This window comes from Deltaproteobacteria bacterium, assembly GCA_009930495.1.
Lineage (GTDB): Bacteria > Desulfobacterota > Desulfovibrionia > Desulfovibrionales > Desulfomicrobiaceae > Desulfomicrobium.
In genome coordinates this window covers 1-21514 of sequence record RZYB01000029.1, presented here as the reverse complement: position 1 = coordinate 21514, position 21514 = coordinate 1, and the positions used below count along the sequence as shown (strand labels likewise).

Here is a 21514-nt window from a genome sequence, read left to right as displayed (position 1 = left end):
TCCAGGCGATCCTTGTCCCGGACGCGCTCGGCCAATACGCGGTCCGCCTTGCGCACCAGGGAAAAAATGAGGCCATACAGGGCCGCCGACCACAGCAGGGTGGTCAGAATGATCAACCGCTGGAACTGAAGCACGGTTTCGTAGTCGCTGGTGATGTCCTGGGACACTTCCAATACGCCCAGAAGCGGACCGGGCTGATCGCGGAAACGCAGATCCCGTTCGGCCCGCAAGGGGTAGATGGTCCGCAACAGCACGTTGCCCTCCTCCAGGCGGAAGGAAAACAGCGTGTCCCAGATGCTCAACATGCTCCGCAAGTCAAAGCTGTGCGCGCCCTTGGTGACGGCATCGGTCACGGCCGGGCCGCCCAGATCCGTGCGTCCGACAAGGGCGGGATCGGTGCTGTACGCCACCTCGCCCTCCTCGTCGTAAATGCGCACATCCAAAACGTGGAACGAATGGATGGTCGATTCGATGACCTGTTCCAACCGTTCGTACTGATCCTTGCGCTTGAGCTCGACCTTGCCGAACCCAAGCACCACCGGCAGCGTGAATCGCCGATAGATCTGATGATTGAGATTTTCGGCCAAAAGCAAGGCAAACGCCCGATTTTTTTTAAGAAGAGCGCTCTTGGCGTAGTTGGTCATGAACATGGACAACACCAGGCCCGCGCCCAGGATCAGCACCAGGGAGCTGATGGACAGAAATTTCACCAGCTGGAACGGATGCGCCGGATCGACGCGAAAGGGATTGAGCTTCATGAACGGACCAGGAGCGGCAAGAGGATTGCGACACACGGGGCGGAACCAGCCGCCCCGTGTCATAGGTAGGCTTTAGGGGCGGCGGCGGTCAAGGCAGTGCCGCAAAAGGCCCGTCGTGGAACTGTCGTGGGCGCCAATGGCACCGCCCCGCAGCTCGGGCAGAATGACGCCGGCCAGCTTCTTGCCCAGTTCCACGCCCATCTGATCGAAGGAATTCACACCCCAGATCCAGCCCTGCACGAAAATCTTGTGCTCGTACATGGCGATGAGCCGGCCCAGGGCACGCGGGGCCAGCGTGTCAAACACAATGGAATTGGACGGCCGGTTGCCGGGGAACACCTTGTGCGGCGCCAACGCGGCCCTGGCCCCGGACGCCAGGGGGGCCAATTCCGCCTCGGCCTCGGCCAGGGTCCGGCCACGCATCAGGGCCTCGGTTTGCGCCAGGAAATTAGCCAACAAAATGGCGTGATGCTCGCCCACCGGATGCAGGGGATTGACCGCCACCAAAAAATCGCACGGCACCACGGACACACCCTGATGCAACAGCTGATAAAAGGCATGCTGCCCGTTGGTACCAGGTTCCCCCCACAAAATGGGACCGGTGGCGTACGTCACGCGCGACCCATCCTTGGTCACGGCCTTGCCGTTACTTTCCATGTCCGCCTGCTGCAAATAGGCGGGCAACAGTTCCAGATATTGGTCGTAAGGCAACACGGCGTGGGACTCGAAACCATGAAAATTCCGGTACCAAATCCCGAGCAGGGCGAGCACGACCGGAATGTTGGCCGCGAGCGGCGCCGTGCGGAAATGCTCGTCCATCTCCCTGGCCCCGGCCAGCAGTTCGCGAAAATTGCCCATGCCCACGGCCAGGGCGATGGGCAGGCCGATGCAGGACCAGAGGGAATACCGACCGCCAACCCAATCCCAAAAGGCGAACATGTTGGCCGGATCGATGCCGAAAGCGGTGACCGCCGCCGTGTTCGTGGACAGAGCCACGAAATGGAGGGCGATGTCGGCCTCCGTCGCCCCGCTCTCCAGAAACCAGGACCGGGCCGTGTGGGCGTTGGTCAGGGTTTCCTGGGTGGTGAAGGTTTTTGAGGCAATGATAAACAGCGTGGTCGCGGGACGCACGGTTTCCAGAACACGGGCAATGTGCGTGCCATCAATGTTGGACACGAAATGAAAGCGCAGGTTCTTCTGGCGATAAAAATCCAGGGCCTCGGTGACCATTTTCGGTCCCAGGTCCGAACCGCCGATGCCGATGTTGACCACGTCGCGGATGGGCTGCCCCGTGTGCCCGGTCCAGGTTCCGGAGCGAACCTTGGCCGTGAACGCCTCCATCTGGGATAAAACCCGGTGCACGTCCTCGACCACGTTCACGCCGTCCAGCAGCACCCGTTCATCGGCGTTCTTGCGCAGGGCGGTGTGCAGCACGGCCCGGTTCTCGGTGGTGTTGATCCGCTCCGCGCCGAACATGGCCGCGATGCCCCCGGCCACATCGGCCGTCTCGGCCAGGGCCAGAAGCAATTCCATGGTTTGCGGCGTGATCCGGTTCTTGGAATAGTCCAGCAGAATATCGCAGGCCCGGACGGAAAAACGGGCAAAACGCTCCGGATCGCGCTCAAAAAGATCGCGCATGGGCGGGATGTCGCGCACGTGGTCGCGCAGGGCCGTCCAGGCCGCTGTCTGGTCGATCATGATTCGCCTCCGCTTAGGATTTCAGGGCGTGCAGGGTCTGCCCGATCTTGTCCAGGCAGGTCTTCAGGGTCTCGTCGGCCAGGGCATAGGAGATACGGATGCACCGGTCGTCGCCAAAGGCCGCCCCCGGAACCAGGGCCACGCCGGCATCTTCCAGAAGATGCGCGCACAAAGCCGTGGAATCCGGCACTTCCGGCGTGTAGTACCAATCCACCCGGGGAAAAAGATAAAACGCGCCCGCCGGTTCCGGACACACCACGTGGCCCCAGTCCCGCACCATGGCCAGGCCCAGATTTCGGCGTCGGACAAAGGCTTCGAGCATGGGTTCCAGGCACTCCCAGCCTCCGGTCAGGGCCGCCAGGGCCGCTTTTTGGGCGATGGAACAAATATTGGACGTGGACTGCCCCTGAAGCTTGGCCATGGCCTTGATGAGATCGACATGCGCCAGGGTATAGCCAACACGCCAGCCGGTCATGGCAAAGCTCTTGGCCAATCCGTTGACCACGGCGAAATTCTCGGGATATTTTTCCCACCACGGCGAAAGCGACGCCGGCAGGGCCGGGGCATAGACCAACCGGTCATAAATTTCATCGGCGATGACGAACACGCCCTTGGCCACGGCCCAGGACGCGATGGCGTCGAGCTGCTCGCGCGTATAATGACAACCCGTCGGATTGGACGGCGTGTTCAGGATCAGACACCGTGTCCGGGGCGTGCGCGCCGCTTCGAGCTGGTCCACCGTGACCAGGAAATCCGCATCGGGCTCTGTCCGCACGAACACGCTCACGCCCTCGGCCAGCTGGACCAGGGCCGGATAGCTGACCCAGTACGGGGCGGGAATGATGACCTCGTCACCCGGATCGAGCAGCACCTGAAACAAATTGAACAAACTCTGCTTGCCGCCATTAGTCACGACGACATTGTCCTGGGTCGCGGTCACGCCGTAAAAACTCGCGAAATATCCGGCCACGGCCGCGCGCAGCTCCGGAATACCAGGGACGGGCGTATACCGGGTGAACCCCGCGTCAAGAGCGGCCTTGGTCGCTTCGCGAACATGGACCGGAGTGTCAAAATCAGGCTCGCCCACGGCCAGGCTGACAATCTGCCGGCCAGCGGCGCGCAGCTCCTGGGCCTTGGTGTTGATGGTCAGGGTCGCGGACGGTTTGATCTGGGTGATGCGTCGTGCCAGTTTCATGATGGATGTCGTTCCTTTGCGAAAAAAAAGTTCAGGTTCGAGCAAAAAGCGGCCAGAATACTTCCATTCAAATCAAGGGTGAAACCCCCAGCGGGAGGATTGACGCCAAAAGAACGCCGGGAGGACGAAACAACCGCGCGTCCAGGGAAAGTCTTTTTCCTGGACCCAAAAAGCTATTACATCTCGCCACGAGCCAAATAATCTTCGACCGCGATCTCCAGTTCGGCCAGGGCAACGTCCGACAAGGCGAGCACTCCGGCCTCGCTGCACGTGACCAGGACCAAATTCTCGTCCGGCTGCAACCCAATGCCCAATTTTTGGCAGGCCAGATTGGCCAGACGCACGGCCACCAACACAATGTTGGCGCTATCATATTCTGGCTGGTGATGATCCCGACAGACCACGGCATAAACTTCGGGCAGGTTCCATTTGAGCAACAGCCGGTATCCGACGTCCGTGTGCATGGAATCCAAAAACTCATCGGCGGCGGTGCGGGTGATGCGTGGCGCGTCCCGATCCCGTTCGCCCACTGAAACCAGGGCCTTGAGCACCAGCAATTTGCCCACGTCGTGAATCAAGCCAGCGATGAAGGCCTCCGGAGCGAATTCGGCATGGCCGCCGCGCTTGACCAGCCACTGGGAAGCAAAGGCGCAGGCCACGGAATGGCGCCACAAGGTGGACGTGTACTGCTGCACGAAGGGATTGCGGGAGCTGTAATTCTTGCGTTGGGAGGCCATGAGCACGCAATTGACCATTTCGCGCAACCCAATGCGGATCAAGGCGTCCTGAATGCGGCTGATTTTTTTGATGCCCCGAAAAAAAGCGGAATTGGCGACCTTGAGCACGTCCGTGACCAGCACCTGATCCTGGGCGATGTAGCCCAATATCTTATCCGTGTCCGGGTCCGACTTGGAAGCTTCCTGATGCACCAGCAGGGCGGTACGGTCAAAGACGGGCAATTCGCTGGTCTGCTCCTCCAAAAACTCCCGGACCCGCTCATCGATGGACGCGATTTCAAACATGCTCAACTCCCAGGATACGCCGCAGTTCCGCCAGAGGTCGGGGTTTGCGCACCCGGGGCAGGGTCCGCAGAACCTCGTCCAGGGTGGTCCAGCCAATGGCGGCCTTGACGATGCCGTCTTCCAACAAGGACACGAGCCCGGCATTGTCCAGACTCAATTCGCGCAGTTCGTGGGTTGTCTTGCGCGCCAGGACCGCGTCGCGGACGTGGACTTCCGGAATGAGCATTTCAAAGGCCGCGACCCGCCCCTTGTAACCGGTATGACGGCAATGAGCGCAGCCGCGCCCCTTGCGGAATTCCGCCCCGACCAGATCCCCATAGGTGCAGCCCAGGCGGCGCAGCTGGTTCAGATCCGGCTGGTAGGGCATGGCGCAGTGTGGACAAACCTTGCGCAGCAAGCGCTGGGACAGGATGCAACTCACGGTGGAGGAAACCAGAAACGGTTCGATCTGCATGTCCAACAGGCGCACCAGACAGCCGATGCTGTCCTCGGTGTGGAAGGTCGTCAAGACCTTGTGTCCGGTCAGGGCCGTCTGGATGCACATCTCGGCCGAAAATTTGTCCCGCACCTCGCCCACGACGACGATATCCGGGTCCTGGCGCACGATGTGCTTCAGGGTTTCCTCGAAGGTCAGGCCGATGGACGGCATGATCGAGCACTGGCCGACACCCCGGACCTTGTACTCCACCGGATCCTCGGCCGTGATGATGCTCACCTCCGGAGTGTTCAGATAATTGATGCAGCTGTAAACCGTGGTCGATTTCCCCGAACCCGTGGGCCCGGTGACCATGATAATGCCCGAAGGCGCGTCCAGGGCCTCTTCCATGAATCGGTCCAGCATGCGCGGCAGCATGCCGATCTCCGGCATGGGCAAAAGCTCTTCCTGGTTTTTCAGCAGGCGCATGACGATTTGTTCACCGTGAACCGTGACGTAAAACGACATGCGCAGATCAATCTGCACGCCCTGATGATTGAAAATAAGCCGGCCGTCCTGGTGACGACGTTTCTCGGCGATATCCGCCCCGCACATGATCTTGAAGCGACTGGCCAGCGGCGCGCAGACGCCAATGGGATAATCCCGGAAATGAACCATGACCCCGTCCAGCCGGAAACGCACCCGCACCCGATCGGACATGGGCTCGACATGAATGTCGCTCGCGCCGCGCTGGAAAGCAGCAAGAATGATGGCATTGGCGATGTCAACGACATTGAAGACACCGTCGCCGCCCTGCCCCCCCGCAACACGGTCTTCCTTGTGTCTGGACAGGATGTCCTCGATCTGGCTGACCCGGGCGATGCACACCAGAACGCCCTGGCCATAATAATCCCGCGCGATGTCCAAGGCGCGCGGATCAAGGGGGTCCGCGAAGACGACACGCGTCGAACCGTCGGACTGCATGTCGTAGGGCACGAAATGGTACTGCTCCATGACTTCAAAGGGAGCGCGGGTCATGAGGGCGGCGTCCGGGGCGCGCGCGATAAGATCCAGGACGGGCAACCCCAGCTGCAAGGCCAGGATTTCCGTCAATTTGTCGTCGGAAATGAATTTATGGCGGATCAGAATGTGACCCAGCTTGGAGCGACGTTCGTCGGCACGCTGGGCACTCAGGGCGCGGGCAAGATCCTCGTCGGTCAAATACCCCAGTCCATTGAGCAGGTCCCCCAGACGCAATTCACCCTGATGCTGTCGGATGGCCAGGCGGATCTGTTCCTCGGTGACGTATCCCAGCTCACGCACGATGTCACACAACGGCCTGGACATATGCAGCTTGGATGCAACGCGCCGGGCGTAGGCAGCCTGATCCTCGCTCAAAAAACCGGAACGGATGAGCAAACGGATGATGGGGTTGTCCAAGGCCTTGGCGTATTCTTCCCGGCGATCGTCGGAATCCATGCTGTCTCCGGATGGGCTTACCGCATGAGATAAAAGCCCAGGTCTTTGTCATACTCGCTGCGAATGAAGCGCACCCCATAGGTCGGATCGTTCACGTTGCACACCACTGCCTTGCGCTCCACCAAATCCCGGGAGCGATTGTCGAGCCGGAAGGACGCCCTGACGACGTCATTTACCTCCAAGGAGGTTGGATTTTGGGCAAGCTCCCGCATGATCAAAAAGCGCATGCCATTCAAGGACAAATCCATGACCTTCATGGGAAATGTCACGTTGACCGGACGCAACGACGCCGCTCCCGACCCCGTGGACAAGACCGTGGCCTGTCCGTAGAGCTCCACCTGTTTCCGAAAAAATTCCCGGAATTCAATCAGCACGGACACGGTTTCCCCGCACCGGCACTTGATCTTGAGACGGCTGTCCTTGTCCCGGTACGCCGAGGCATCGAACTGCCGCGTGAATCCGCAATGGGGACACCGAAAAAGGGCCGAGCCCTGTTTGTCGACAAAAATTTTTTCCATGCTCATGCACCACACGCCTTGGACAAGTTGGTTTGGCCTGGGGCGTGGTTCCCATCCTACCTAGAGCCCACTCCACGTCATGTAAAGTTGGGGCCGATAAAAAAACCCCGACCAGGGTCAGGGTTTTTCCATCAACAAACGTCGTATTTCTTCCAATTCGGCACGGATCATATCCAGGGATGCCATGTCCCCGGCCGGATTTTCCAATTTGCGGCGCGCGCCCTTGATGGTCAGCTTTTCATCATGAAGCAGATGGCGAATCCGCTTCAGAAGACGGACATGCTCCTCGGTGTAGTAGCGTTGCCCCTTGGGAGTGCGCGCCGCCGTGAGGGACGGAAATTCCTCCTCCCAAAAACGCAACACATATGGTTCCACGCCAAGTATCTTGGCGACCTGGCCAATTCGGAAACGTTTACCCGAGCCGGGGCTCGCGGGCGTGGGCATGATTTGTCACTCCCAGCCCCCGCCCGTTCCTAGGAAAAGCGGACGGGAAGCGTGCTTGACAGGTGCTGGCCAATCCGGTTGTTGACCTTGTCCACCTCCTTGTCCTTGAGCGTCTTCTCGGCGTGCCGATACACAAAGCGGAAGGTCAGATTGCGCTCGCCGGACTGACGCGGCTCGTAGACATCCGCCAGGAAAACCTCTTCCAAAAGGGGCTCCCGCAACGCCAGGACCGCATCGAGAATCGTGCCCACGGCCAACTCCGGTGACGCGATCAAGGTCATGTCGCGGCGCACGACCGGAAATTTCGGAATCGGCGCGAAGGTAACGAACGCCGCGCGGTGCAGACGCATCAAGGCATCCACATCCAGATCCGCGTACCAGACCTCGGCCCTGGCCAAATAGTCTTCGGCCAAGGCTTCGCGGATCATGCCCACCCGGCCGACAGCCTCGCCCCGGACAGTGACCACAATTTCCGGAGTCAGATACGCATGCTCCCCGCCCCGTCCAAATTCCCCGCATCCCAGATGCAGGGTCAGCAGCAGGTGCTCCACCAGGCCCTTGATGTCGGCATATCCGAGACGGCCGTCCGGATACGGATGACGCCCCGGAAAACGACCACCGTGCAGCAAAATCGCCAACCGGTTGCCCTCGCGAGTCTGGGTGTCGGAAGAGGAATCCTGGGAAAAAACATGCGCGACCTCGAAAACACGGACGCGGACGTTGTCCTGGCTGATGTTCTGGCGCAGCGTGTTCAGAAGGCCGGGAACCAAATCCGTGCGCAGGACGTTCATTTCCTCGCTCAACGGATTGCAGATGAACACCCGCCCTTCCCGGGGCAGACCGCAACGGTCCAAATCCGCCGTGCCCACGAAACTGTAGTTCACGGCCTCGGCCAAGCCAGCCCCCTTGCCCCAATCCTTGATCAGATTCAAAAAGGCAAAAGTCGGATCGATTTTATCCAAATCGGCCAAATTCTTGTTGACCGTGGGCAAGACCGCCTCGATGCGATCCATGCCATACACCCGGGCGACCTCCTCGATCAGATCAACTTCACGTTCCAAATCCAAACGAAAGGACGGGGCCGTGACGGCCCAAGGCAACGTCTGGTCCTCCACGGCGCACCCGAGACGAGTCAGGGTCTGGCGGCAGAAATCAACCGGCATGTCCTGTCCGAGCAGGTCCGTGGCCTTGACCGGGGAAAAACCAATAACCTTGCGCTGAAAGGGTCTGGGTTCCCCCTTGGCCACGCCCGGGGCTACAGCCCCCCCGGACAGGGCGGCCATGAGACTCGCGGCCCGGTTCATGGCCAGCGTGTTGCCGGCCTGGTCCACGCCTCGCTCGAAGCGGAAGGACGCCTCGCTGGACAAACCCAGACGCCGGGCCGTCTTGCGGATGGAGGCCGGATCGAAAACCGCGCTTTCCAGCAAAACCGTGGAGCTAGTGGCGCTGATTTCGGAGTTGGCGCCGCCCATGACTCCCGCCAGGGCCACGGGGCGCTCGTCGTCCCAAATGAGCAGATCGCGACCCGTCAGCTCCCGCTCCTGGCCATCCAGGGTAATCAGACGCATGCCGTCCTCGGCCAGGCCAACACGGATACGCTGGCCACGCAGCAAGTCGCGATCAAAGGCATGCAAGGGCTGACCCAATTCAAGCATGACATAATTGGTCACATCGACGATATTTCCGATGGGCCGCTGGCCCACGGCCAGAAGCCGATAGCGCAGCCACTCCGGGCTGGGACCGATGGTCACATCACGGATCAAGCGGGCCTGATACAGCGGGCAAAGAGCCGGATCGGGCTCGATGCGAAAACCCTGAAAGGGATCCCCGGACTCGGCCACGGATATTTCGGGCATGGTCAGCGGCAACGCGAACGCGGCGGCGACCTCCCTGGCCAGTCCCAACACGGACAGACAGTCGGCGCGATTGGGAGTGATGCTCACGTCGAGCACGACACGCTCCAACCCCAGGGCCGCGCACAGCGGCGTTCCCGGCCGAAGGCCCGCGTCCAGAACCATGATCCCGTCATGGCCCTCGCCCAGGCCAAGCTCCCGCTCCGAACAAATCATGCCGCACGAGGGCTGCCCGCGCAACTTCGCCTTCTTGATCTCCAGGCCGTTCGGCATGATCGTGCCCACGGGCGCCACCGGCACCGTCTGCCCAGCCGCCACGTTGGGGGCGCCGCACACGATGTCGAGAAATTCGCCAGTCCCGATATCGACCTTGCACACGGACAAGTGGTCCGAACTCGGATGCGCGGCCCGCTCCACGACATGTCCGACGACCATTTTCTCAAGGGACGCAAACGGATCGGCAATCTCTTCGACCTCCAATCCGAGCATGGTCAGCCTGTCCGCCAGGGCCTGCGCCGTCCCCTCGTAGGGCACGAATTCCCGCAACCAATTCAAACTCAAAAGCATGATAACCTTCCCACAGCTCAGGCGAATTGCCCGAGAAAGCGCAGATCGTTCTCGAAAAACATCCGCAGATCGCCAATTCCGTATTTGAGCATGGCGATGCGCTCCACGCCCAGACCAAAGGCGAATCCGGTATAAACGTCCGGATCATAGCCCACCTTGGCGAACACGGCCGGATCAACCATGCCGCAGCCCAGAATCTCGACCCAGCCCGTTTCCTTGCACACGCGGCAAGCCTCGCCAGTGGCGGTCTTGCCCGAGCCGCCACAGATGACACAACTGATGTCAACCTCGGCGCTGGGTTCCGTGAAGGGGAAAAAGCTCGGCCGAAAGCGGACCTTGGTCTCATGCCCGAACACGGTCTGCACGAAGGCGGTCAGGGTGCCGCGCAGATCGGCCATGGTCACGTGCCTGTCGACCAACAGGCCTTCGATCTGATGAAACATGGGCGTGTGCGTGATGTCCGAATCCCGACGATAGACCTTGCCCGGGGCGATGACGCCGAGTGGAGGCTTGCGGGAAAGCATGGTCCGAACCTGCAGGGGCGAGGTATGGGTGCGCAGGAGAATGGAATCGGAAATGTAGAGCGTGTCCTGCATGTCCCGGGCGGGATGCTCGGGCGGCAGATTCAGGGCCTCGAAATTATGGAAATCGTTTTCCACTTCCGGCCCGGAGACAACCTCGAACCCCAGACCCGTGAACACGGCGCAAACCTCGCGCATGACCCGCGTCACGGGGTGCAGCGAACCAAGATCGGGGCGCCAGCCAGGCACCGACGGGTCAAAAGCATCCAGAACCCGGGCCTGGGCCTGGGCCCTGAGGGCCTCGACGCGACCGTCCCAAAGCGCGACCAAGTCACCCTTGACCTGGTTGGCGGTCCGTCCAACGGCCGGACGCTCCTCGGGAGACAACGCGGTCAACCCGGACATCAGCTCGGCCAGGAGGCCCTTGCGGCCCAGAAATCGGACCCGCAGCTCCTCCAACTCTTCCAATGAAGAAGCCTGGCCCAGGGCTTCGGTAAGCTCCGGGACCAGGCTTTCCAGCTTGCGAATGATATCGTTAGCCACTAGTTCGCCTTTGATTTTACCATTTCACACAGCGTGGCGAAGGCGTCCTTTTCAAAGACCGCCATATCGGCCAAAGCCTTCCGGTTGAGATTGATTTCGGCAAGCTTCAAGCCATGCATGAAGCGGTTGTAACTCAACCCGTGCTCGCGGACGCCCGCATTGATGCGCACGATCCAGAGTTTCCGGAAAGCCCGTTTCTTCTGCTTTCTGTCGCGGTAGGCAAAGACCAGGGCGCGCTCGACCGTCTCGCGGGCGGTACGGTACAGCGTGCTTCTGCCGGCGCGGTATCCCTTGGCCAGGGCCAAATACTTTTTGTGCCGTCTGTGGGCGGTTTTTCCTCTTTTTACTCGCATGTTCGTCTCCTTTGATCAGGCATAGTGGGAAATGACTATACGCTGAGTCGTTCGATCCCGGAAAATCCGGAAACTAGAAAATGTACGGCACCAAGCGGCGAATAGCGGCAACGCAGGACGACGCGGCCGTCGTGGACTGGCGCAACTGCCGTTTGCGCTTGGGCGACTTCTTGGTCAGGATGTGGCGCATGTTGGCATGGCTTCTCTTGACCTTGCCGCTGCCCGTCACGGAAAACCGCTTGGCAGCGCTTCTGTTGGTTTTCACCTTTGCCATAGTTCCTCCTCAGAACAAACTTGTCTGGTCACGTATGCGACCGGCAATACTGCTCCCTCCCGCCAAAATGACGGGAAATTTTTTTGACGCGGCGGGAAGGGGGAGCTTATTTCTTGGGGAGTCCGGCCAACAAAAGGAACATGGTCCGCCCCTCGACCCGCGAGGCCTGCTCGACCTTGGCGATATCGGTGACCATTTCCACCACCCGGTCCAGCACGATCTGGCCCCGGTCCTTGTGCGCCATCTCCCGACCCCGGAAGAACACGGTCACCTTGCAGCGGTCCCCATCCTCGATGAATCGTCGGATGTGCTTGACCTTGGTTTCCAAATCATGGTCGTCGGTCCGTGGCCGAAACTTGATTTCCTTGACCTGGATCTGGGTCTGCCGCTTCTTGGCTTCCTGGGTCTTCTTCTTTTCCTCGTAGAGGTATTTGCCGTAGTCCATGATCTTGCAGACCGGCGGTTTGGCGTTGGGCGCCACCTCGACCAGATCCAGACCTACTTCCTCGGCTTTTTCCAGAGCCTCGGGCACCGTCATGATGCCCAGCTGGTTTCCATCATCGCCTACAACGCGAATTTCTTTTGCCCTGATTTGTTTGTTCCGACGGGCCTTAGCAGCTGAAAGAATATCTCATTCCTCCGCGTTTAAATGGTTCCTCGCATTCCTGCCGCAACAGATCGACAAAGGCGTCGACGGTCATCGCGCCCACATTGTTGCCGCCTCTGGCGCGTACATTGACGCAGGCCTGCTCAATTTCCTGATCCCCGATCACCAGCGCGTACGGAATTTTTTCCATCTGCGCCTCGCGCACCTTGAATCCAAGCTTTTCATTGCGCGTGTCGACTTCGACACGAACTCCAGCCCGGCGCAATGCGTCCTCGCACTGGCGGGCAAATTCGTCATGACTGTCGGTAACCGTCAAGATGCGGGCCTGAACCGGAGCAAGCCACGCCGGAAAAGCGCCGGCAAAATGTTCGGTCAGAATACCGATGAAGCGCTCCACGGACCCCATGATGGCCCGGTGCACCATGACCGGACGATGACGCTCGCCATCCTCGCCGATATATAATAAATCAAAACGTTCCGGCAAGGTGAAATCCACTTGTATCGTGGAGCACTGCCACAACCGTCCCAGGCAGTCCTTCAGCTTGACGTCGATCTTGGGGCCATAAAAAGCGCCGTCGCCTTCGTTGATCTGATAGGGCAAACCCATCTCTTTCATGGCGTCCACGAGCGCATTGGTGGCCCGTTCCCAATCTTCGTCGGAGCCAATGGATTTTTCGGGACGGGTGCTGATCTCCATGGAATACTCGAATTCAAAGATACCCATGAGATCCTGGATCCAATGCATGACATCCTTGATCTCATCCAAAAGCTGGTCGGGACGACAAATAACATGGGCGTCGTCCTGCGTGAACTGACGCACGCGCATGAGACCATGCAACACGCCGGACAGTTCATGCCGATGCACCACGCCAAATTCAAACAGACGAACCGGAAGATCGCGGTAGCTGCGCTGTTTTGTATTGTAAATGAGCATGTGGGCCACGCAGTTCATGGGCTTGACCCCGTACGGCACGCCATCGATCTCCGTGAAATACATATTCTCGCGGTAGTTGGCGTAATGGCCAGAGGTCTCCCACAGATCGCGCTTCAGAAGCTGTGGCGTACGCACGATGCCGTACCCGCGCCGGAGCATTTCCTTGGCGACGAAGTCCTCCAGGATAGTCCGGATCAGTGCCCCCTTGGGATGCCAATAGGCCATGCCCGCGCCGCCGCGTTCATGAAAGCTGAACAGGTCGAGCTGGGGACCAAGCTTGCGGTGATCACGCTTCTTGGCCTCTTCGATCATGGCCAGATAGGCCTTGAGGTCCTTGGGGGTCGCGAAGGCAACGCCGTAAATACGCTGAAGCATGGGGCGCTTTGAATCGCCGCGCCAGTAGGCGCCTGCCACCGAGGTCAGCTTGAACGCCTGCAGAAAACCCGTGGCGGGCAGATGCGGGCCCCGACACAGGTCCACGAAATTTCCATGGCGGTACAAAGACACCCGATCCGCGCCCAGATCGTCGATAATTTCAAGCTTATAGCTCTCGCCCATGGCCACGAACAAGGCCTTGGCATCCTCGGCGCTCATTTCTTCACGGGCAAAGGAATGATTGGCGGCCACGGATTGCACCATGCGCGCCTCGATTTTTTCCAAGTCCTCGGGCGTGAACGGCCGCTCGAAATCAAAATCGTAATAAAAACCGTTCTCGATGTCCGGGCCAATGGTGACCTTGGCCGTGGGGAACAGGTCCTTGACCGCCTCGGCCATGACGTGGGCGGCGCCGTGCCGCAATATGGACAACCCACGGGGAGATTCGAGCGTGACAGGCTCCATCACCGAAGTTCCGGGCGGAACAACGGCGGTCAAATCCAGGACCTGCCCATCGCACACGCAGGCCACGACCGATTTCATTTTCTTGCCGGAAAGCACGCCACGCAGAATATCCGCGCACGACTGACCAGCCAGCGCCTCGACGTCTTGCTCTTGAATCCGCACCATGATGCATTGCCTCATAAACACGATAGGGAGGCATGGCCTCCCTATGAAGATCTTTATGGTAGGCGCGAGGAGGGTCGAACTCCTGACCCCTTGCACGTCAAGCAAGTGCTCTCCCACTGAGCTACGCGCCTAAATGGAGATCCGCATATATGCTTCGACCCGAGAACCTGTCAACAATCTTTTCCACGAATTTCAACTTTTTTTCCCGGCCCCAAAATCCGGGGCAACGGCCCCACCCCGAACAGTTGCCTTCCAGCCTTTCCCCGGTATACCCAGATCCTGGCAGCGACATTTTCCCAATACCATTCACCCCGGCGCGCACCGTGAATAGCAATCCCCTCATCCTTGTCGTCGACGACGAGCCCTTGAACATCAAGCTGCTCGATGTCGTCCTGAAAAAGAATGGCTTCCAGACCATCGCCGGAACCAGTGGTCCGGCCGCCAGGGCCTTGGCCCTGGAGCACCAGCCCGACCTGATCCTCCTGGATGTCATGATGCCGGGGGAAGACGGTTACACCACCTGCGAACAGCTCAAGCAACATCCCCAGATCGCGGACATTCCGGTCATCTTCATTTCCGCCCTGACGGACACGGACAGCAAGGTCCGGGGGCTCGAAGTCGGCGGAGTGGACTATATCTCCAAGCCATTCGAAAAAGCCGAGGTCCTGGCCCGGGTCAAGGTCCATCTCAAGCTTCGCTTCACCTACAAGGCACTGATCGAAGCCCAGGCCCAACGCTTGGCCCAGGTTCAAGATGCCCAGCAATCCCTCTTGGTCCAACCCCAGGATCTGCCCCAGGCCGGCTTCGCGGTGCACTACGAGCCAATCTTGGAAGCTGGCGGCGATTTTTATGATGTCCTGCCCGTGGGCGGAGCGGCCTTCGACTATATCGTGGCCGATGTCAGCGGCCATGATCTGCGCACGTCGTACGTCACGTCGGCCCTCAAGGCCCTGTTCAGCCAAAATTGCAATCCCGTCACCTCGCCGGCCGAAAGCCTGGGCGTGATCAACAGCGTCCTCTGTCGCATCCTGGAAGACGGCACCCACATCACCGCCGGCGTTGCGCATCTGAACCGATCCCAGAACACGCTCACCTACGTCAACGCGGGGCACCCGCCGCCAATTCTGCTACGGGCCTCGGGAGAAATCGTGATCCCCAGGGCTTCCGGGGACATTCTCGGTGTTTTTGAATCGGTATGGTTCGAAACCCTAACCATCCCCGTGACTCCGGGCGACCGCCTGTTCCTGTACACCGATGGTCTGATCGAAGGCTTTGGCCCGACCAAAATCACCCGCGAGAAAGGCCTCGCCCAGCTTGAAGCGGCCTGCTCGTCCCTAGGCCGTCTCCCCCTGTCGGAAGCAGTGGACGCCATCTGCGCCAGCCTGACCCAGGCCGCGCACGAGGACGACATTATCCTGATGGCGATCGAGGTCTGAGGATGTTCGTGACAACCCACCTCCCTCGCGGCTTCGAGGTCCGCATGAACTCAACCCTGGAAAACGTGGACCGCGCCATTGCCGTCCTGCGGACCTTCCTGGAAAAAAACGCCGCCGACAGGCATCTGTTCCCGCTCTCGTTGCTCGCCCGCGAAGCGCTCAACAACGCCGTGATCCACGGCAACGGTCTAAACGCCGAAAAACTGGTCCTGTTTCGGGTTTCACGGCGCGGCCAAGACTTTCGACTGGAGATCGCCGATCAGGGGCCGGGCTTTGATTGGCGCGCCCATCTCGGCGCCCGGAGCGACATCTCGCGGGAAAATGGCCGAGGACACGAGATTTTCCGCATCTATGCCAGCGCCATCGGCTACAACGAGCACGGCACCCGCGTCACCCTGGATTACGCCGGAGAACAGGCATGAAAATTTTACGCGTGACCACGACAAAACGGGAAAGCATGGTCGACATCACGGACCACCTGACCGCGATGGTTCACGAGGCCCGGATCAATTCCGGCGCCCTGCTCGTGTACACGCCACACACGACCACCGGCCTGACCGTCAACGAAGGCGCGGATCCGGATGTATGCCGGGATATTCTCGCCCATCTCCAACGCATGGTCCCCAAGGACGCCGGTTTCCGCCATGCGGAAGGCAATGCGGACGCGCACATCAAGGCCAGCTTTTTCGGTTCGTCCGTGCATCTGATCGTCGACAACGGCCGTTTGGCGCTGGGCACATGGCAACGCGTTTTCCTGGGCGAGTTCGATGGTCCGCGCACCCGGGAAATTTGGGTCCAGCCTCTGGGCTGACCCGCGTCACTCCTCGCGCAGGGGCCGGGTCATCAGCTCCCGCACGGCCAGGGCCGGATCCTTGCCCCCGAACAACACGGCATGCACCTGGGCCGTGATCGGCAGTTCCAATCCCCGCTCCTTGCCCAGGGCATGCACGGCCTCGGTTGTCTTCACCCCCTCGGCCACGTTGTGCATCCCGGCCAGGACCTGCTCCAACGTCTGGCCACGACCAATACCCAGACCAACACGGCGGTTGCGGCTCAAATCCCCGGTGCAGGTCAGCACCAAATCCCCCATGCCCGACAGCCCCATGAACGTGGCCGCCTTTGCCCCCAGGGCCAGACCCAGCCGGGACATCTCCGCCAGGCCGCGCGTGATCAAGGCCGCCCGCGCGTTTTCACCAAACCCAAGACCATCGGAGATTCCCGACGCGATGGCGATGATATTCTTCACTGCTCCGCCCAGTTCCACGCCGGTCACATCGGCATTGACGTAGACCCGAAAAAACTCGGTCGAAAAAAGAGTCTGCACGAAATCCGCGAATCCCGGATCGGCGCAGCCCAGAGCCACGGCCGTGGGCATCCGGGCCGCCACTTCCGAGGCAAAGGACGGCCCGGACAGCATGGCATAAAGCGGGTCAAGCCCCCGCAATTCCTCGCCAACGATCCGGCTCATGGTCCGGAAGGAACCCATCTCGACACCCTTGCTGGCGCAAACAAGGCGCGGCGCGGACGAAAAAAACAAACGCCCCTGACGCAGCACGGCCCCAAGTTGCTGACAGGGCACGGCCAACACGACACAGGCGCTCCGGTCCACGACGGAAGCCAAATCCGTGCTCGCGCGCAAGCCGGAAGACAACAACCGGCCCGGCAGATATCGGGAGTTGGTCCGCTGATTGGCAATCTCTCCGGCCTGATCCGCCCGGCGCACCCACAGCCAGACATCCTCTCCCTTCTCGGCCAGCACATTGGCCAGGGCCGTACCCCAACTCCCGCCGCCCAAAACAGCTATCTTCATATCCCCCTCCTTCATGATTGCGCTCCAAGTAGGCAGTATCGAAGATGGATTTCATCATGTAAAGCCTGCTATTGCCAGGAAAAACCGAAAGGGCTAAGGACCGGGCTCGAACTATTTGCCGCCCAAAGACGGGCCACGCGAGGAAACACAGTGGATTTCACGCCAACCGAAAAACATATTCTACGCATCGTTCAGGGTTCCCTCCCGGACAGTCCCACCCCCTTCGCGGATATCGCCGCCCAGACCGGCAGCACCGAGGACGCGGTCCTCGACCTGCTCCGTCGGCTCAAGGCCGGTGGACAGATCCGCCGTTTCGGAGCCACGCTCCGGCACCAGCAGGCCGGCTACGGCTTCAACGCCATGGTCGCCTGGTACATCGAGGAAGGGTTCGACCCGGACGAAGTTGGCCGCGCCATGGCCCAGCGGCCGGAAATCTCGCACTGCTACCTACGCCCCAACTGCATGGACTGGCCCTATGACATGTATACCATGATTCATGGCAAAACCCGCGAGGACTGCATGCGGGTGGTGCGCGAACTGATCGACCAGACGGGCGTGACCCAGTACGAAATCCTATTCAGCGAAAAAGAGCTGAAAAAGACATCCATGGAATATTTCTAGACCGACGGAGAACAGATATGAGCATTTCACGGGATCTTTTCCAAAAAGCCAGCGCCCTCATTCCCGGCGGCGTGAACAGCCCGGTCCGGGCCTGCAAAAGCGTCGAGTGCGAACCGCTGTTCATCGCCTCGGCCGCTGGCAGCACGCTGACCACCGAGGACGGGACGCAACTCATCGATTATGTCATGTCCTGGGGCCCCATGCTCCTGGGGCACAACCATCCGAGCGTGGCCAAGGCCATTGCCGAGGCCGCGGTCAAGGGCACCAGCTTTGGCGCGCCCTGCCGTCTGGAAGTGGAATTGGCCCAGGCCGTGGTCAAGGCGGTACCAGGCATCGACATGGTGCGCATGGTCAGTTCCGGCACGGAAGCGACCATGAGCGCGTTGCGCCTGGCCAGGGGCTACACCGGCCGTAACGGAATGATCAAATTCCATGGCGGCTACCACGGCCACGCCGATGCCTTCCTGGCCAGCGCCGGCTCCGGCGTGGCCACCCAGTCCATCCCCGGCACTCCGGGCGTTCCCGAGGACGTGGTCAAGCATACCCTCCTCGCCCATTATAACGATCTGGACGGCGTGCGGGCCCTGTTCGAACGTCAAGGAGCCGACATCGCGGCCGTCATTGTCGAGCCCGTTGCCGGCAACATGGGCCTGGTCCCGCCACAACCCGGCTTTTTGGAAGGCCTGCGCGACCTGACCCGCAAGCATGGCGCCCTGCTCATCTTCGACGAGGTCATCTCCGGCTTCCGGGTCAGCTATGGTGGAGCGCAGCGGGCGCTGGGCATCGATCCGGACCTGACCTGCCTGGGCAAGATCATCGGCGGCGGCCTGCCCGTGGGGGCCTACGGCGGAAAGAAAGATATCATGGGCCACATCGCGCCCAGCGGCAACGTGTACCAGGCGGGCACCCTGTCCGGAAATCCCCTGGCCATGGCCGCCGGCCTGGCCACCCTCGGGGAACTTTCGACCCGTGACTATGCCGGCCTGGCCGCCCGCACGGACGATTTTTCCCGCGAGCTTGCCAACATCTTGCGGAGCAAGGGCGTACCGGTCCACCGCACGCACATGGCCTCCCTGTTCACCATCTTTTTCACCAACACCCCGGTCACGGACTTTGCCTCGGCCCAGACTTCGAACTCGAAGCTCTTCACCGCTTTTTACCGACAAATGCGTGACCAGGGCATTTATTTTGCACCATCGGGTTTTGAATGCGCCTTCACCTCCTTCGCCCATACCGACGAGGATCTGGAGCGTACGCTGAAGGCGGCCCGCACCGTCGTGTTTTAAAACGTCCTCTTTTCGCGGGCTCCTTGACTGAAGACCAAGACCGTCAGTATATATGCCCAGCTTATGCTTTTTGTAACTTTTCTTTCTGGAGGTAGAAAGAGGATGAAAAAATCAATGTTGCTCAGCCTGATCTGCGCGGCGCTCCTGTGTCTGGTCGCCGCTCCGATGCTCAGCGCTGCCGACGCCCCTGGCGATGATCTGGTCATCAAGGCCCCCGAGGGCATGAAAGTCAAGGACAAGGGCGACAAGCCCGGCACCCTGCAGAAGGCCGTGCCGTTCGCGCATTCCAAGCACGCCACTGTCGAATGCAAGGATTGTCATCACACCATGGAAGCCGATGGCGCTATCAAGAAATGTACCTCGTCTGGCTGTCATGATTCCCTGGAAGCCCGGACCAAGGACAACGCCAAGGATGTCAAGCTGGTCGAAAACGCCTATCATACCCAGTGTCTCGACTGTCACAAGAAGTTGAAGAAAGAAAGCAAGACCACCGGCCCCACCGCCTGTGGCAAGTGTCACACCAAGTAAGGCTCCTGTTGCGGGCAGTCTAACGAGCACAAGCAAAGGTCGGCCTTTGGTTCACCCCCTCCCGCAGACCCTGCGGGAGGGGATTTTTTTTCACGGGATTCCGAGCTTTCCACGGCCCGCATTGCCCTTGACCCGGCATCTTGGTATAGTCATGCCACTCTCCAAAACTCCAAGAAAGGATCTCGCCATGACCACTCGCTCCAATCCGGCAGACGAAATCATCGAACTCACCGAAATCGTGACCGAAGACTCGCCCCTGGACGAGCCAGCCCCAGAACCCGCCAGCCCCCCCAAACTGGATCAGACGACCCTGGACCAGGAATTGGACGATCTGCTGCGAGAAGCTCCGGGCCCGAGCGCGGGCATGGACCTTGATGCCCTGCTGGGCCCCCAGACCACCACGTCGTCCACGGCGGGATCAACGCGGAGCGAGACCAGGGGGATGGAAGTTTCGACCCTGGACAGCGATCTGGCCGACCTGGAAGATCTCTTCGAAACCCTCAAGACCACGCCGCCCCAGGACGCGCCCACGGCCCTGGACGAACTGCTGGACATCGAACTGGACACACCGCAAGCCACACGCACAACGCCCCCCACGGCCGAGGCCCAGCCGGGCTTGCATTTTGATTCCGAGCAGCCAGCCCAAAGCGTCCGGCCAGGACACGTGGATTCGACCGAGGAGCTCATTGTCGAACTGACCGACATCGTGGCCGAGGCACCCTTGAACTCCCCGGCCGAGCCTCGGGCAACCCATGACGTTTCGGCCCAAGACGATTCCAGCCCCATCATCCCACCCGTGGAGGACGACTCCCGCTCATCCGGAGCGGCCATGGACGCCGGCGCATTGCAAAAACTCGCCACGCGCCTGGACGAACTGGAAACCCGTGTCGCGACCCCGGTTCCACCGAGCACGGAGCAGATCCTGGCCGCCTTGCCGGCCGAACTGGAGCGCCTGCCCTTTGCCCTCCCCCTTTACGAAAGCATTTTGGCCGAGGTGGACACGAAGCTCGCATCCCAAGGCGATCAGACGGGATCATCACTTCAACAGGAACTTGTTGCCATGAACGAACGCCTGACCGCCCTGGAAGCCCGGCCCGAGCCCGAACCGTTGTCCGCCGAACACATTCTGGCCGTCCTGCCCGAGGACCCGGCCGCCATTCCGGCCCTGGCAGGTCTAGCCCAGAGCCTGCGCGGCGATCTGGACGCCCGCCTCGCGGGCTTGGATCACGCCGGGACACTGGAAACCCTGCGCCAGGATCTAACGGCGGCATCGGAGCGCCTGACCGCCCTGGAAGCCCGGCCCGAGCCCGAACCGTTGTCCGCCGAACACATTTTGGCCGTCCTGCCCGAGGACCCGGCCGCCATTCCGGCCCTGGCAGGTCTGGCCCAGAGCCTGCGCGGCGATCTGGACGCCCGCCTCGCGGGCTTGGATCACGCCGGGACACTGGAAAGCCTGCGCCAGGATCTGGCGGCGGCATCGGAGCGCGTGGCCGCCCTGGAAGCCCGTCCCGAGCCCAAACCGTTGTCCGCTGAACACATTCTGGCCGCCCTGCCCGAGGACCCGGCCGCCATTCCGGCCCTGGCCGGTCTGGCCCAGAGCCTGCGCGACGACCTGGGCGCCCGCCTCGCGGGCATGGATCACGCCGA

The 21514-nt window shown here is 60.7% G+C and carries 21 protein-coding genes and 1 tRNA gene; 7 read left to right on the top strand and 15 right to left on the bottom strand.

Translation table 11 applies throughout. From position 1 onward, the window contains the following. The 14 genes from EOL86_04575 to EOL86_04510 all read right to left on the bottom strand — a co-directional run. A partial coding sequence (locus EOL86_04575; GenBank protein NCD24856.1) for a two-component sensor histidine kinase occupies positions 1 to 758 on the bottom strand: 758 nt, incomplete at its 3' end. Positions 759 to 830: 72 nt separating this feature from the next. After that, the gene (locus EOL86_04570; protein ID NCD24855.1) at positions 831 to 2456 is read right to left on the bottom strand and encodes a glucose-6-phosphate isomerase; all 1626 of its coding nucleotides are present in this window, start codon (positions 2454 to 2456) and stop codon (positions 831 to 833) included. A 13-nt stretch (positions 2457 to 2469) separates the two neighbouring features. Beyond that, a complete protein-coding gene (locus EOL86_04565) occupies positions 2470 to 3651 on the bottom strand; it encodes a pyridoxal phosphate-dependent aminotransferase (GenBank protein ID NCD24854.1) in 1182 nt (393 codons plus the stop codon). A 176-nt stretch (positions 3652 to 3827) separates the two neighbouring features. After that, positions 3828 to 4673, bottom strand: coding sequence for an HDOD domain-containing protein (locus EOL86_04560; GenBank protein ID NCD24853.1), 846 nt, complete (start codon positions 4671 to 4673; stop codon positions 3828 to 3830). Next, positions 4666 to 6567, bottom strand: a complete 1902-nt coding sequence (locus tag EOL86_04555) for a type II/IV secretion system protein (protein ID NCD24852.1) — start codon at positions 6565 to 6567, stop codon at positions 4666 to 4668. The genes EOL86_04560 and EOL86_04555 overlap by 8 nt, the downstream gene beginning before the upstream one ends. A 17-nt stretch (positions 6568 to 6584) precedes the next feature. Further along, positions 6585 to 7091 (bottom strand): hypothetical protein, encoded by a 507-nt coding sequence (locus EOL86_04550; GenBank protein NCD24851.1) that lies wholly within the window; start codon positions 7089 to 7091, stop codon positions 6585 to 6587. A 111-nt stretch (positions 7092 to 7202) separates the two neighbouring features. Beyond that, a complete protein-coding gene (locus EOL86_04545) occupies positions 7203 to 7529 on the bottom strand; it encodes a MerR family transcriptional regulator (GenBank protein NCD24850.1) in 327 nt (108 codons plus the stop codon). Between the two features lie 29 nt (positions 7530 to 7558). Then, positions 7559 to 9949, bottom strand: coding sequence for a phenylalanine--tRNA ligase subunit beta (locus tag EOL86_04540; GenBank protein NCD24849.1), 2391 nt, complete (start codon positions 9947 to 9949; stop codon positions 7559 to 7561). A gap of 17 nt (positions 9950 to 9966) precedes the next feature. After that, on the bottom strand, positions 9967 to 11001 hold the full coding sequence (locus tag EOL86_04535) for a phenylalanine--tRNA ligase subunit alpha (protein ID NCD24848.1): 1035 nt from the start codon (positions 10999 to 11001) through the stop codon (positions 9967 to 9969). An 11-nt stretch (positions 11002 to 11012) separates the two neighbouring features. Further along, positions 11013 to 11366 carry a 50S ribosomal protein L20 gene (locus EOL86_04530; protein NCD24847.1) on the bottom strand — a complete coding sequence of 118 codons (354 nt, stop codon included), beginning with the start codon at positions 11364 to 11366 and terminating at the stop codon, positions 11013 to 11015. A gap of 73 nt (positions 11367 to 11439) precedes the next feature. Continuing rightward, positions 11440 to 11640, bottom strand: coding sequence for a 50S ribosomal protein L35 (locus EOL86_04525; GenBank protein ID NCD24846.1), 201 nt, complete (start codon positions 11638 to 11640; stop codon positions 11440 to 11442). Positions 11641 to 11746: 106 nt separating this feature from the next. Next, the gene (locus tag EOL86_04520; GenBank protein NCD24845.1) at positions 11747 to 12268 is read right to left on the bottom strand and encodes a translation initiation factor IF-3; all 522 of its coding nucleotides are present in this window, start codon (positions 12266 to 12268) and stop codon (positions 11747 to 11749) included. Further along, positions 12252 to 14186, bottom strand: a complete 1935-nt coding sequence (gene thrS, locus EOL86_04515; GenBank protein NCD24844.1) for a threonine--tRNA ligase — start codon at positions 14184 to 14186, stop codon at positions 12252 to 12254. The genes EOL86_04520 and thrS overlap by 17 nt, the downstream gene beginning before the upstream one ends. 56 nt (positions 14187 to 14242) lie before the next feature. Further along, a tRNA-Val gene (locus tag EOL86_04510) sits at positions 14243 to 14317 on the bottom strand. Positions 14318 to 14335: 18 nt separating this feature from the next. Between EOL86_04510 and EOL86_04505 the strand changes: the two genes are divergently transcribed. The 3 genes from EOL86_04505 to EOL86_04495 are packed head-to-tail and all read left to right on the top strand — an operon-like array spanning position 14336 to position 16433. After that, a complete protein-coding gene (locus tag EOL86_04505) occupies positions 14336 to 15622 on the top strand; it encodes a fused response regulator/phosphatase (GenBank protein ID NCD24843.1) in 1287 nt (428 codons plus the stop codon). A 2-nt stretch (positions 15623 to 15624) separates the two neighbouring features. Further along, positions 15625 to 16044 carry an ATP-binding protein gene (locus EOL86_04500; GenBank protein NCD24842.1) on the top strand — a complete coding sequence of 140 codons (420 nt, stop codon included), beginning with the start codon at positions 15625 to 15627 and terminating at the stop codon, positions 16042 to 16044. Then, entirely contained in the window at positions 16041 to 16433 is a 393-nt protein-coding gene (locus EOL86_04495; GenBank protein NCD24841.1) for a YjbQ family protein, read from the top strand. Before EOL86_04500 ends, EOL86_04495 begins: the two co-directional genes overlap by 4 nt. Positions 16434 to 16439: 6 nt before the next feature. On the opposite strand, the gene EOL86_04490 is transcribed toward EOL86_04495, so the two are convergent. Continuing rightward, the gene (locus EOL86_04490) at positions 16440 to 17432 is read right to left on the bottom strand and encodes an NAD(P)-dependent glycerol-3-phosphate dehydrogenase (GenBank protein ID NCD24840.1); all 993 of its coding nucleotides are present in this window, start codon (positions 17430 to 17432) and stop codon (positions 16440 to 16442) included. Between the two features lie 150 nt (positions 17433 to 17582). On the opposite strand from EOL86_04490, the gene EOL86_04485 reads away from it, so the two are divergent. The 4 genes from EOL86_04485 to EOL86_04470 all read left to right on the top strand — a co-directional run. Then, a complete protein-coding gene (locus tag EOL86_04485; GenBank protein ID NCD24839.1) occupies positions 17583 to 18053 on the top strand; it encodes an Lrp/AsnC family transcriptional regulator in 471 nt (156 codons plus the stop codon). Positions 18054 to 18070: 17 nt separating this feature from the next. Beyond that, the gene (gene hemL, locus EOL86_04480) at positions 18071 to 19339 is read left to right on the top strand and encodes a glutamate-1-semialdehyde-2,1-aminomutase (protein NCD24838.1); all 1269 of its coding nucleotides are present in this window, start codon (positions 18071 to 18073) and stop codon (positions 19337 to 19339) included. Between the two features lie 63 nt (positions 19340 to 19402). Then, positions 19403 to 19867, top strand: coding sequence for a cytochrome C (locus EOL86_04475; protein NCD24837.1), 465 nt, complete (start codon positions 19403 to 19405; stop codon positions 19865 to 19867). 187 nt (positions 19868 to 20054) lie between these two features. Continuing rightward, positions 20055 to 21514 (top strand): hypothetical protein (locus tag EOL86_04470; GenBank protein ID NCD24836.1); only part of this gene is annotated, 1460 nt, incomplete at its 3' end.